The 13,038-nt window shown below is 72.7% G+C and carries 10 protein-coding genes; 3 read left to right on the forward strand and 7 right to left on the reverse strand.

What is annotated here, in order from left to right; translation table 11 throughout:
* Positions 1–6 precede the first annotated feature (6 nt).
* Together GTZ93_RS18865 and GTZ93_RS18870 are read right to left on the reverse strand one after the other, a co-directional pair.
* Positions 7–471 carry a hypothetical protein gene (locus GTZ93_RS18865; RefSeq protein WP_139921293.1) on the reverse strand — a complete coding sequence of 155 codons (465 nt, stop codon included), beginning with the start codon at positions 469–471 and terminating at the stop codon, positions 7–9.
* A 77-nt stretch (positions 472–548) separates the two neighbouring features.
* On the reverse strand, positions 549–911 hold the full coding sequence (locus GTZ93_RS18870) for a response regulator (RefSeq protein ID WP_121782252.1): 363 nt from the start codon (positions 909–911) through the stop codon (positions 549–551).
* Between the two features lie 159 nt (positions 912–1,070).
* Here GTZ93_RS18870 and hpf point away from each other — a divergent pair, with 159 nt between their 5' ends.
* Complete coding sequence (hpf, locus tag GTZ93_RS18875; RefSeq protein ID WP_139921295.1) at positions 1,071–1,430, forward strand: ribosome hibernation-promoting factor, HPF/YfiA family; 360 nt, start codon at positions 1,071–1,073, stop codon at positions 1,428–1,430.
* 156 nt (positions 1,431–1,586) lie between these two features.
* Positions 1,587–3,647, forward strand: coding sequence for an MXAN_5187 family protein (locus GTZ93_RS18880; RefSeq protein WP_139921297.1), 2,061 nt, complete (start codon positions 1,587–1,589; stop codon positions 3,645–3,647).
* A gap of 75 nt (positions 3,648–3,722) precedes the next feature.
* On the opposite strand, the gene GTZ93_RS18885 is transcribed toward GTZ93_RS18880, so the two are convergent.
* The 5 genes from GTZ93_RS18885 to GTZ93_RS18905 form a co-directional block, all read right to left on the reverse strand.
* Positions 3,723–5,372 (reverse strand): ATP-binding protein, encoded by a 1,650-nt coding sequence (locus GTZ93_RS18885; RefSeq protein ID WP_121751898.1) that lies wholly within the window; start codon positions 5,370–5,372, stop codon positions 3,723–3,725.
* Between the two features lie 40 nt (positions 5,373–5,412).
* The gene (locus GTZ93_RS18890) at positions 5,413–6,780 is read right to left on the reverse strand and encodes an ABC transporter substrate-binding protein (protein ID WP_139921303.1); all 1,368 of its coding nucleotides are present in this window, start codon (positions 6,778–6,780) and stop codon (positions 5,413–5,415) included.
* A 196-nt stretch (positions 6,781–6,976) separates the two neighbouring features.
* Positions 6,977–8,329, reverse strand: a complete 1,353-nt coding sequence (locus GTZ93_RS18895; protein WP_139921299.1) for an FG-GAP repeat domain-containing protein — start codon at positions 8,327–8,329, stop codon at positions 6,977–6,979.
* Positions 8,326–10,959: a penicillin-binding protein 1A gene (locus tag GTZ93_RS18900; RefSeq protein WP_261778575.1), complete on the reverse strand. Its 2,634-nt coding sequence runs from the start codon at positions 10,957–10,959 to the stop codon at positions 8,326–8,328. The genes GTZ93_RS18895 and GTZ93_RS18900 overlap by 4 nt, the downstream gene beginning before the upstream one ends.
* Positions 10,960–11,070: 111 nt before the next feature.
* On the reverse strand, positions 11,071–12,129 hold the full coding sequence (locus GTZ93_RS18905) for a tetratricopeptide repeat protein (RefSeq protein ID WP_161662910.1): 1,059 nt from the start codon (positions 12,127–12,129) through the stop codon (positions 11,071–11,073).
* Between the two features lie 131 nt (positions 12,130–12,260).
* Between GTZ93_RS18905 and xth the strand changes: the two genes are divergently transcribed.
* Positions 12,261–13,031, forward strand: a complete 771-nt coding sequence (gene xth, locus GTZ93_RS18910) for an exodeoxyribonuclease III (protein ID WP_120581591.1) — start codon at positions 12,261–12,263, stop codon at positions 13,029–13,031.
* Positions 13,032–13,038: the final 7 nt, after the last annotated feature.

Raw genomic sequence — 13,038 nt, forward strand, 5'->3', positions numbered from 1 at the left:
GGGCCGCTAGTACGCCGGGGGCGCGCTGTTGTCGGCCGACGCCTGGCGCGCCCGCTCGTCCTCAAGCTCCTCTTCCTCCGCCGCGCGGCCGGCCTCGTCCCCGTAGACGCGCGTCTGGATTCGCTCCTCCTCCAGGAGCAGGGCGGCGCGGACCTGTTCGGTGTCCGGTACCAGGAGCTCCCACCAGGGCAACAGGTTGCCCGTGGTCAGCTCGTCCACCACGCCCGAGCGGCCGGGGCGCACGATGAGCGGGATGCGGTGCTCGTCCAGCACGTCCACGAAGACCTGGGCCGTCACGGGATCGTCGGCGACGCCCGCCCTCACGAAGCGGCGTTGATCCAGCTCATGGGGCAGGGGCAGCCCCCGCTCGTGCATCTCCTCCGCGGACACGAGCGGTGGGTGGTTGGGGCAATCCGTGCAGTCCACGACACTGTCTTGATACTCCGAGCCACACCGTGCGCAGTACCTCATGGGGCCCTCCTGGGCGATGGCTGGAATGTTAGGAACGGCTCGCGCGGATGGCAGGCTGTGCGCCGCGCGAATCTCCGTCAGTGCCGCGCCGCGTCTCCCAGCTCGCCCACCATGCGGCTCAGGCGCTCCACGTCGATGGGCTTGCGCAAAACGGCATCGCAGTACTCCGCGCCCTCCACCTGCGCGTAGCCGGAGACCAGGACGACGCGGGCCCTGGGCTCGCGCTCCTTCACCTGCTGCGCCAGCTCCGTGCCGTTCATTCCGGGCAGGGATTCATCTGTCACGACGACGTCGGGGTGCGTGGCCTCGAACGCCTTCAGGCCCGCCACCCCGTCCGACGCGGTGGTGACCTCGAAGTCGTCCTCCAGGAGCTCCGCCAGGAGCTCGCGGCTGTCCCCGTCGTCCTCTACCAGCAGGACCTTGATTCGCTCGCCATCCATGCGACTAGAGCAACCCGGTGCCGCGCGGGATTCGTCCATCGTGTCCCGGGCGCGGTGACGTCCGGCCGGCTGCTTCGGGGGAGGGCAGGCGGGAAGGCTTGCGAAAGCCCCTCACGGGCGGGCGGGGGACTGCCCATGTTTGTGCCCGGAGGTGAATCCATGAAGGTGCAGCTGCGGGGAGTGCATCTGGGGCTGACGGACAACCTGAAGCAGTACGTGGACACGCATCTGGTGGCGCATATCGAACGGTTCGCCGAGGACGAGGCGTCGGAGATCGAAATCGCGCTCGTGGACATCAACGGGCCCAAGGGAGGCGTGGACAAGGAGTGCCGGGTCACGGTGCGCATGCCTGGAATGGAATCCGTGCACGTGACGGAGACGTCGGAGACGTTGTTCCAGGCCATCGACGCAACGCGTGACCGCCTGGAGAAGGCCCTCAAGCGCGCGCTGGAGCGCCGCCGCCAGGTCAAGACGAACGGCCTGCCGTACGACCTGAACGCGGACGCGACGAACTACTAGGCGGCCGGTTGTATCGGGTGTGACAGAACGAAGGGCCCGGGAATTCCGGATGCCAGCCAGGCATCCGGCCCCCGGGTTCCTTCGGGCCAGTTCCTTGCTGGGGTCGAACGGTGGACGCTATAAGCGGACCCCTCACCCCTGGGCTAAAGGACGGCGATGGTCCGCCTCAAGTTCCTGCTGTTCGCACTCCTGGTCCTCGGACTGGGCCTGGCTCACCTCCCGACGCTGTCGGCGCCTCAGCGTGCGCGCGCGGTGGAAGGTGCGTCGCTCCAGGCCGCGTCGGGTACCGGCGAGGTCGCGCGTCGCGTGGATGCACGTCGCGCGGAAGTGCAATCCCTGGCGCTGAAGCTCGCCGGCAGCCCCCAGATGGCCGCCGCCGTGCGCGCGCTGACTCCCGCGCCCGCGCCGAAGTCTCCGCGCGACCGCTACGGTTCGAAGGACGCGGAGGAGACGGTCGGACTGCTGCCGCTCACCGCGGAGCGCTTCGGCGCGCTGCGCACCGCCGCGGAAGCCGGTCTGCCCCAGGAGCTCCAGGGCGCGGTGGTGGCGGTGGTGGCCGGCGACGCGGTCTTCCACGCGCGCGCGGGCGCCGAGCCTTCCTCGGACACCGCGGCGTTGGATGTCGCGGCGCTCGCCAAGGCGGGCACGTCCGTGGTGGACGCCTTCGGGGCGCCGCATGTGTTCGCGTCCGTGCCGCTCGCGTGGAGCGGTGAGGGGACTCCTGCTCCGGCGGTGACGCTGGTGGTGGGCGTGCCCCTGGCCGCGGATGCCGCGCTGCAGGGCGCGCTGGAGGCGTCCGGCGCGGCCGCGGTGGGGCTCGTGCAGGGCGGCGACAAGGTGGTGGGTGGCGTGGGCGCGGAGAAGGCGCGGCTGGAGGGCTCCCTGCCCCGGCTGACGGTGGGTGCGAAGGACACGGTGCTGGAGTCGGGTTCGCTCCAGACGCTGGGCCCGGTGCAGCTGCCCGCCTTCACCAATGGCGACGCGATGGGCGGCCAGGCGCCGCTGTTCGTGGGCTCGCGCCAGGCGCTGACGGGCACGCCGTATGAAGTCGTGGTCCTCGCGGGCACGGCGGCGACGCTGGCTCCGCTGGCCGCGTACCAGCACACCGCGCTGCTCGCGCTCGCGGGCCTGTTCGTGCTGAGCCTGGTGTGGACGGCGCTGATGGGCGGGAGCAAGAAGGACTCCGGCGAGGAGACCGTGTCGGGCGGTTCGGACACGCTGGGCTGGGGCGCGGCGATGGCCGCGCAGCAGTCCGCGCCCGCCGCGCAGCCCGTGGCCAACACGTCGCCGCCGGCTCCGGCCGCCGTGGCACCCGTGGCCGCTGCTCCCGCGGATCCGTTCGGGTCGAGCGCGCACGCGGAGCCCCTGTCCAACCCGTTCGGGTCGGCCGCTCACTCGGAGCCCCTGTCCAATCCGTTCGCCTCGGTCGCTCCGCCGGCCGCTGCTCCCGCGGATCCGTTCGGGGACGCGTTCCCCTTCCCGGGCACTCCGGCTCCGGCCGCGGATCCGTTCGCGATGCCGCCTCCGGCCGCCGCTCCGTTCGCGATGCCGCCTCCGGCCGCCGCTCCGCTGGCGGATCCGTTCGCCGGGGTGGAGTCGTTCCCGTTCCCGTCTCCGCCCTCGGCCTATCCGCCGCCGGCCGCGGAGCAGTTCGCGCCGCCTCCGGCGTACGCCCATGGCGGCGCGATGCCCTTCGAGCAGCCGGTCCCGTCGGCCGAGCCCATTGCTCCGGCGGCGCCGCGTCACGCCGCGTTCGCCTTCGAGGATCAGCCCACGGCGGCGTACTCGCTCCAGCAGGCGGCCAATCCGTTCGCGCTGGCGGCGGCGCAGTCCTCGGATCCAGAGTCCCCGGAGACGACGCGCGTGGCGGCGATTCCGCGCGAGCTGCTCCAGGCCAGCACCCGGCCCACGTCGGAGGCCATCCCGATGCCGGCTCCGCGCTCCAACGCGGTGCCGCTGCCCATGCCGGGCGTCAACGGCGCGGCGGCCGCGGCGCTCTCGGAGGAGCAGCACTTCCAGGACGTCTTCCGCGAGTTCGTCACCACGCGCGAGCGCTGCGGTGAGCAGGCGGACGGCCTGACGTACGACAAGTTCGTGCAGAAGCTGCGCAAGAACAAGGAGCAGCTCGTCACGAAGTACGCGTGCAAGACGGTGCGCTTCCAGGTCTACGTGAAGGAGGGCAAGGCCGCCCTCAAGGCGACGCCCGTCAAGGACTGACGGGCGCGCTCCACCGTGTAGTGCCCGAAGGCCCGGGACCTCTTCCACGAGGTGCCGGGCCTTCTTGCGTGGGGGTCAGCTCGCGCGGGGGAGCACGACGCTGAAGCGGGCGCCCTGGCCCGGCTCTCCGCCGACCTCCAGGCGGCCGCCGTGCTCCTGGAGGATGCGCGCGGCGATGGCGAGCCCCAGGCCGGTGCCGCCGTCCTTGGTGGTGAAGTAGGGCTCGAAGATGCGGGCGCGGTGCTCCAAGGGGATGCCGGGGCCTTCGTCCTCCACCTCGACGATGGCGTCCGCGTCGGTGCCCTTCACGCGCACGCGCAGCGCGCCGCCCTTGCCCGTCATCGCTTCTTCCGCGTTCTTCACCAGGTTGACGAGCACCTGGGTGAGCTGGTCGCGGTCCGCGCGGGCCACCACGCCCGTCTGGAGCGTGGGGACCATCTGGATGCCTTCGGGGGGCGCGGCGTACAGCGACAGGACGCTCTGGGTCAGCTCGCCCAGGTCCACCGGGGCGAGCTGGGGCTTGGGCAGGCGCGCGAAGCGGCTGAACTCGTCCACGATGCGCCGCAGCCGCTCCACCTCCTCCAGCACCACGCGCGCGCTCTCCTTGAAGAGGGTGGGGAAGCTGGGGTGGCGCGCCTCGTGCGCGGCCATCAGCGTCTCCAGCGACATTCGGATGGGGGTGAGGGGGTTCTTGATTTCGTGCGCCAGGCGCCGGGCGACCTCCTGCCACGCGGCGATGCGCTCGGTGGCCATCAGGCGCTCGGTGGTGTTCTTCAGCTCGGACGTCATGTGATTGAACGTCCGGACGAGCTCGCCCACCTCGCCGGTGGCCCGGGCCGTCACCTGGACGTCCAGCGCGCCTTCCGCCACGCGGCGGGCGCCGGAGGTGAGGGCCTCCACGGGGCGCGTCATCCAGCGCGAGACCAGGAGGCCCAGGAGCGCCGCGAAGCCCAGGCCCAGGCCGGCGAGGAGGAGGAACGCGCGCATGACACCCTCTTCGGCTTCGCGCGCGGCGGCGCGGCTGAAGGTGAGGCGCACGGAGGCCGCGTTGCCCAGCGGCAGTAGCTGCTCCACGGTGGGCGGGGCCGCGCTGCCCGCGTGCGCGACCTGGGTGCCGCCGGACAGGAGCGTCACGTCGGATTGGGTGAGGCGGGCCAGGTGCTGGGCCAGGCCGTCGTCCAGCACCACGCCGCCCACGGCCCACAGGCGCACGTCGCCGTAGTCCACGGGGCGCGCGGTGACGAGCGCGGGGACCTGGCGCAGGCCCGCGTCGCCCCGCACGTCCACGCGCACGGTCACGGGCCTGGGGGACTTCTCCTTCGTCACGGCGAAGAGGGCGGGGTCCGGGTCGCCGCGCCGGGCGGGCAGGTGCCCAGAGGACAGCACGGTGCCGTTGCGGTCGAAGAGCGTGAGCACGGTGAGGCCGCGGCTCTTCATCAGGCCCTCGGCGGTGTTGGCCTGGATGACGCGCAGGGGGGCGGTGCGCGCGTCGCGCACGAGGTCCTCCATGGCGGGGCTCTCCACCAGTTCCTCGACGGCGCGGCGCGCGTTGGCGGCGGAGCGCTCCAGGGACTCCTGCGCGGAGGCGGTGGCGGCCGTCATGCGCGCGTCGAGCTCGCGCGACAGCGTGTCGCGCAGGCGCGTCAGCGTCAGGGGAACGACGACCGCCAGCGGCACCAGCGCGAGGAGGGCGAAGGCGAGCGCGAGCCGGGTCCTCAGGCGCATGCGGGCCGGTCCTTCCTGGGAGCTGCCGCGTGGGTGGGGCTCACGGCCGGCCTCCGCCGCCAGAGGCCTCGACGGGGGCGAGCCAGGCGCCTTCGAGCACGGGCAGGCCCTGGGCATCCAGCACGAGCCCCGTCACCTCCGGCGCGACGCGCAGCGCGAGTCCCTGGGCGTACAGCGGAATGAGGGGCACGGAGGGCGCGAGCGCCAGGGCCCGTTCACGGCTTCGTGCGTCCCGGGCTCCGGCGTCCGTCAGGGCCCCGATGGGCGGCAGCTCCACGCCGAGCAGGTCGCGGCGGCCGCCAGCTTCCAGCACCACCGCCAGCGCGGGGCCGGGAACGGGCGGCAGCAGGAACGCGCTGAGCATCAGCTCGAAGTCGCCCTTCGCCTGACGGCTTCGCAGCGCGGCGCGCGACTGGGGCTCCAGCGCGACGGTGTAGCCCTGGTCGTGCAGCTTGACCTGGATGCGCTCGGCCACGGCGCGTTGATCCGCCAGCGCGGCGTCATAGACGAGCGTCACCTTGCGGGGCGCGCCCGTCGGAGGCGCATTGGGCCGAGGCCTGGGGCCCTGGGGCATCAACGCGGGCGGCAGCAGGTTCGCCATGGGCACCGCGGGGCCCTTCACGAACAGCCGCGTGAGGTCCTCGCGGTCGATGGCGCTCTCCACCGCCTGACGGAAGTCCGCGGGCACCTTCCGGGGCGAGTACGCCAGATAGGTCGCGTACAGCGCGGCGCCCGTGAGGGTGTTGTCGTCGGGCGGCGTGCCCAGCTCCACCTGCACCTGCCGCGCGGACCACAGTCGCGCGAGGCCCCGCTCATCCGTGGCGGTGAGCGCCAGCCGGTCCAGGTACGGACGGCCTTCGGGCCACGCGACCTGGGCTTCCAGCACGCCACGGCCCGCGGCACTGAACGGTCCCGACGCGGGCGACGGCGGCGTCGCGAGGGCAGGGTGGCACAGCGAGCGCTCCAGGTCGGGCCACGGAAACGCCAGCGCCAGGTCCAGCGTGGCGCCGGTGGACGTCACCTGCCGGCCATCGCCGCGCAGTGGATACAGGAGCGCGCGGTACGGAGACTGCGACTCCGTGGAGGACAGCCGTGTCCACGCGCGGGCCACGGCGGTCGCGCTGGCCGCGGAGGGCATCGCCACGCGCAGGGCCTGCGGTACGGGGCGCGACAGTTCGCGCGCCAGGGTCGGGTGCACCTGTCCGCCGGTGTCCACGCGGCACACGGACCGGGTCAGCAGGCCCAGCAGCGCGGCCTCCATCGGTGTGTCCGCGAGCGCGGGCTCCCCGATTTCAGGGGGCCCCGCGTGCGCCACCCGCAGCTCGCCGCCGTAGCGCGGACGGCTGGCCGACAGTGCCGGAGTGGAGGACAGCAACACGAGGCCCGCGAGTGCGGAGCGGATCAGCACGGCGCCCTCCTGTCGATACCGCGGCGCCGCCGCTGCTTCGCGGCCCACCTGCCGAGGCGGGGCCGAATGGCCCGTGCTGCTGGACCGCGACGCCATCACCTGGAGTTCGAGGCGCTTGTGGGCCTTCATCATGGTGCACCCGTGCCGCTGGACCGCGACTGCCTCACCAGGACTTCGTGGCTCTTGTGCGCCCTCATCACGGTGCACCCTGGCGCAGGAGGAACAGCTCGCTCGTGCCGTCCGGCTTCCACGAACCCACGATGACTTCGCGGCGCTTGTCACCATCCAGGTCCGCCGTCACCACGTACAGCGCCCGGCCCGGCGGGAGCGCTCCCTGCCACAGGGGCTCGTGCGCCATCGGCGCGTCGGAGTTCAACGACAGCACCCTCAACACGTCTGGCGACGGCTGGAGCTGAGGTGACGTGGTGAGCAGCTCCGGCACCCCGTCCCCATCCAGGTCTCCCAGCGCGCTGCCCGCGCCCAGCCCGGACACCTTCAACGGCGCGGATGCGGGACGCATGTAGAGCGACGCCGTGCTGTCCGCGTGCACGAACAGCATGCGCGGCGCCGCGAAGCTCGCCGTACCGAAGGGCGCGGGCACGGTGAGACTCCGCCCGTCCGCCAGCCGGACCTCGGGCGCGAACACCGTCTGTCCCGGCACGAACGTCCCGCGCTCCGCCGTCCCCAGCGGCGCTGCGTCCAGCGTCCCCGACGGACGCAGCGTCCCCTTCGCCTTGTCCAGCACCAGCACCTCGCCGCGCGCATACCGCGTGCTCCAGGCCGCCAGTCGCGGCGGCCCCGTCAGCACCGCCAGCGCTCCGAAGGGCTCGCGCGTCGTCGCCGTGGCCGCCGCCCCTTCCAGCTCCCGCCTCGCGAGCACCCGCCCGTCCGCGCCGAACACCACCACCTCGTGCTCGGTGAGCGCGGCCACTTCATCGCGGCCATCGCCATCCAGGTCGCCCGCCGCCAGCGCGGCCAGCGGTGTCTCCAGCCTCGCGAACACCGCGCCCAGCAGCCGCACCGGCCGCCGCTCCCGCGGACCCGGACCCGTGACTCCCGAGGACGGCGTCCCCACCGCCGCCAACGCCAGCACCGCGGCATCGGCCTCCACGCCCTCGGCCACGGCGGCGGCGGGCTTCGGTGGACGCGTGGGCGTGCGGCCGGACCAGAAGTTCACCCACGTGCCCAGCACGTCACCCCGCGCCACCAACTCGCCGCCCTCCACGTCCAGCGTGAGCCGCGCCAGCGAGCGGGCTCCCTGTTCGCGGGCGGCGGCCTCGGCGCGCTCGGGCGCAACGTCCAGCACCACCGGCCCCAGGTTCATCGCGGCGAGCCGCGCGGCGAGCAGCGTCCCGAAGGCCCGGCGCAACTCCGGAGAGCTTCCGGACAGGCAGAGCGCTACGGGCGCCTCCGCGGGTGCACCGCGGATGGCGTCGGCCACGGCCAGGGCCAGCCGGGCGGAGGCGGGAGGCGCGCTTTCGTCCGACTCCGCCTGGGCGGGCAGGGCGAACGCGAGCGCGAGGACCAGCGGAAGGAGCGAGCGACTCACAGCCCCCTTTTGCCACCTTCCTCCAGGAAGTAGTTGTCCGGCGTCACCTGTCCGGGCGGCGGGGCCTCGGCGGTGGGCTGGGTGCCCTCCAGGTAGGGCTCCATCCGGCCCGGAACGGCGTTGCCCGCGAGCAGCCCGGTGACGGGGTCGATGCGCACCTGGGTGACGCCCGGCGGCACCTCGAAGTCGCGCGCGGGCAGGCCCTCCTCCGCCACCCGCATGAAGTTGAGCCACATGGGCAGCGCGGCCCGGCCGCCCGTCTCGCTGCTGCCCAGGGGCGAGTTGTCATCGAAGCCCACCCACGCGCTGGCCACCCAGTCCATCGTGTAGCCGTTGAACCACGTGTCCTTGGACTCGTTGGTGGTGCCCGTCTTGCCCGCGGCGGGCCGGTTCAGTTCCCGCACCGCGCGCGCCGAGCCGTCCTCCACCACGCTGCGCATCAGCGACGTCGTGAGGTACGCCACCGCCGGGGGCAGCGTCTCCTCGAAGGCCGGCTGGTGCTCCTCCAGCACCGTGCCCTTCGCGTCGCGCACGCGCAGGAGCGTCAGCGGCTCCGCGTAGCGGCCGTTGGCCTGGAGCGTGGCGTACGCGTTGACGGCCTCCAGCATCGTCACCTCACCGGTGCCCAGGGCCAGCGTGAGGTTCTCCGGCAGCGCGGAGCGGATGCCGGCCCGGCGCGCGAAGTCGATGGCGGTCGCGGGAGTGACGGACTCGATGAGCCGCACGGACACCGTGTTCTTCGACTTGCTCAGCGCCGTGCGCAGCGTCATGGGACCTTCGAAGCGCCCGTCGAAGTTCTTGGGCCGCCACGTCTTGCCCGTGTACGGGTCGCGGATGGACTCCGGCGCGTCGTTCACCGTGGAGAGCGGGGTGAAGCGACCACTGGCCAGCGCCGCGCCGTAGATGAAGGGCTTGAACGACGAACCCGGCTGCCGCTTCGCCTGCGTGGCGCGGTTGAACGACGAGCGCTCCGCGTCATAGCCGCCCACCATGGCCACCACGTTGCGGTTGGCCGGGTTGATGACCACGAGCCCGCCCTGCACCACGGGCACCTGATCCAACGTGGCCTCCACGAAGGCCGGCGCTGGAGGAGCCTTGAGCACGCGCACGAACACCAGTTCCCCGGGAGTGAACACGTCCGAGATGTCCTTGGGCGCCTTCTTGCCCTTCTGCCGCGCCCAGGTGGTGGAATCGAAGGACACCTCCGCGGTGCGGCCCACCAGGTCCACGCGTGCCACGTTGCGCTTCGTGTCCACCTCCGTCACGTAGCCGGTGAGGCGCAGCCCCTCCTCCATCGGCTTGAGGATGACCTGGCCCACGCGCGCACGCTCCGGCGACTGGGCCTCCTCTTCCTCCGAGTCCGTGTCCGCGGCCAGGGCGGCGGGGCGCGGCTCCTCGGCGCCTTCCACCTCCTGCGCGGTGGGCGTCTTCGCCGGAGCCGGGGCGGCGAGAGGCTGCGCCAGCGGCGCCAGGTCCGCGACGTAGCCCTGGTCCTTCTGCCGGCGGCCGGCCTCCTCGATGCGCTGGACGATGAGCTCGCGGTAGCGCTTCCACTGCGCCTCCTCCAGCTTGCCCTGTGCGCCCCGGTAGCCCTGGCGCCGGTCCACGGCCTCCAGTCCGTCACGCACGGCCTGCTCGGCGGTGGTCTGGAGCTTGGGCACGAGCGCGATGTCCACGCGCAGGCCGCCCTCCATCACCGTCTTCTCGCCGTAGCGTTCAATCAGCGTGCGGCGGATTTCCTCCGCGTAGTAGGCGCCCGCGCTGACCGTCTTGCGCGGCGCGAGCACGATGGGCTTCTCCTTCTCCGCGTCCACCACCGCGCGCGGCACGAAGCCCTGGCCCGCCATCTGCTCCAGCACGTAGCGCTGGCGCGCCTTGGCGCGGGTGATGTTCGCCACCGGGTTGATGCGGTGGGGAGACTGCACTGTGCCCGCGAGCACGGCGGCCTCGCCCACGGTCAGGTCCTTGGCGTGCTTGCCGAAGTAGTAGAGCGCCGCCTCCTCCAGCCCGTAGCGCCGCTGCCCGAAGTACACGCCGTTGATGTAGAGGCTGAGGATCTGATCCTTGGTGAGCGCCTGCTCCAGGCGCGGCGTGAGGATCCACTCCCGGATTTTGCGGCCCAGGCTGCGCTCGGGCGTGAGCAGCATGTTCTTCACGACCTGCTGCGTGAGCGTGGACGCGCCGGACTTGCGGCTGCCGGGGATGAGGTTCTTCACTCCCGCGCGCAGGATGCCGAAGGGGTCCAGGCCCTCGTGCTTGTAGAAGTCCGCGTCCTCGGCGGCGAGGAACGCGTTGCGCACGTGCGGGGGCAGGTCCTCCATGCGGACGAGCGTGCGGCGCTCCAGCGCGTACTCCGCGCAGAGTGAGCCGTCCGCGCACGTCACCTTCGTCACCTGCGGCGGCTGGTAGTTGCGCAGCGACTCCACGGAGGGCAGGTCGCGGCTGAAGTAGACGTACGTGCCCACGCACACGCCGATGACGAGCACCAGCCCCACGGCGCCCAGCACCAGGAGCCGCTTCGTCCAGCGCCACAGCGCGGCGCCGAAGCCGCCCTTCTTGGGCGGCGGGGCTCCGGTCGGGGCCGGGGAGAGGGGCTCGGGAGAAGGAGGCATCGGTCGGGCCGGAGTCATGACGCTCGTGAATGCGGGGATGAAGGACTGGAGGTTAGACCGGGGGGCGGGCGGGGAGAACCCGCCTGGGCCGTCCCCCCCGGGAACGGCGCTGTTTCCTGGCTGCCCGCCCTACGGCGTGACGGGCAGGAGCGGCTCCAGCAGGGCAGGACCCGCCGGGTCGGCCCGGGCGACGCGGCCCACCCGCTCCGCGTTGACGCGGGCCTGCACGTAGCGGGGCGACAGCCGGGTGGCGGCGGCGTAGGCGGCGCGGGCCTCCTCCAGCCGGCCCAGGCGCTCGCAGGCGACGCCCAGGTTGTTCTGCACGTAGGCCACGTGCGGCAGGAGGCTGGCGGCCTGGGTGAGGACCTCCACGGCGCGAGCGTTATCGTTGGCGCGCAGGTAGGCGAAGCCCAGGTTGTTGAGCGCGTGGCCGTGCTCGGGGTCCAGGTGCACCGCCTGCTGGAAGCGCAGGATGGCGGAGGTGAGCTCATGGGCGCCCAGGTGCGCGCGGCCGAGCACCTGGTACACCTCCGCGTCCTCCGGGTCGCGCAGGAGCGCCTCTTCGCCCACGCGGACGGCGTCCGGGAATCGGCCCTCCGACACCAGCAGCCGCGCCTGCTGCACCAGCGCCCCCGCGTCATGAGGCTCCGCCTGACCCAGCCGGGCGTACGCGTCGATGGCGAGCGTCGTGTCTCCGGCCACCCGGGCCGTGCGCGCCAGCTGCGCCAGGGCGTCCGTGGCGCCCGGGTCGTCGTGCAGCGCGCGGCGCAGCTCCGTCACGGCGCCGGACAGGTCCCCCAGGTCGCGCAGGCCCAGGGCGCGGGCCACGTGGTCCACCCGGCGGGCGTGCGTGTGCGGCAGCGCCAGGGCGTCACCGGGGACGGGGGCGTCGGCGGCGGGCTCCATGGGGGCGGCCTCGTCCACGAGGCGCGGGGCGGCCATCGAGAGCTCGTGGCCCGGGGCCTCCAGGGGAAGGGTGGGAGCCGCGACAGGGGCCTGTCCAGCGCGGGCCTCCATGGCGTGGGAGAGCCAGGGCTTGAGCAGGCGGGGCAGGGGGACGTCCTCCCAGGCGGCGAGCCCCAGGGCGGCGAGCGCGGCGGGGATGAGGGCCTTGCGAAGCGCGGGCGGCACGGTGAAGCGCCGGGAGGAGGCGGTGCGACGGGGCCGGGTGCGCGTCTTCGGGTTCATGGCAATCCCCTATTGCGACCGGTGTGCCAACGGAGGTCCCCTCGGGAGGCCGGCGGGTGTGTCCCTGGGGCCACAGGCGCGAGGGGAAAAGCGTGGCAGGGGCGTGGGCCGCGTGCGACGGTCCGCGCCGCATGCGAATCGCGACCTGGAACGTGAACTCGGTGAGGGCTCGGCAGCAGCGGTTGGTCAACTGGCTGAAGAGCGCCCAACCAGACGTGCTGTGCCTGCAGGAGCTCAAGTGCACCGACGCGGACTTCCCCTTCGACGTGGTGAAGGAGGCGGGCTACTTCGCCGCGGTGCACGGGCAGAAGACGTACAACGGCGTGGCCATCCTGGCGAAGACGGAGCCCACGGATGTCATCCGAGGCCTGTCGGACGGAGTGGATGACACGCACGCGCGCTTCATCAGCGCGACGGTGAACGGCATCCGCGTGGTGAGCGCGTACGCGCCCAACGGCCAGCAGGTGGACTCACCCGCGTACGTCTACAAGCTGGAGTGGTACCGGCGGCTGCGGAACTACCTGGACACGCGCCACAAGCCGGACGACCTGGTGGTGATGGGCGGGGACTGGAACATCGCGCCGGACCCCATCGACGTGTACGACGTGGCGCAGTGGGAAGGGCAGACGCTCTTCACGTTGCGCGAGCGGGACGCGCTCCAGCAGGTGTGTGCCTTTGGCCTGACGGACGCGTTCCGCAAGCTCTACCCGGACGTGCAGAAGTTCTCCTGGTGGGACTACCGGATGCTGATGTTCCCCAAGAACAAGGGCGTGCGAATCGACCACCTGTTCCTCACGGCGCCGCTGGTGCCCCGGCTCACGGCGTGTGACGTGGACCGCGAGGAGCGCAAGGGGCAGCAGCCGTCGGACCACGCGCCGGTGTGGCTGGAGTTGAAGGACTGAGTAGAGT

This window comes from Corallococcus exiguus, assembly GCF_009909105.1.
Lineage (GTDB): Bacteria > Myxococcota > Myxococcia > Myxococcales > Myxococcaceae > Corallococcus > Corallococcus exiguus.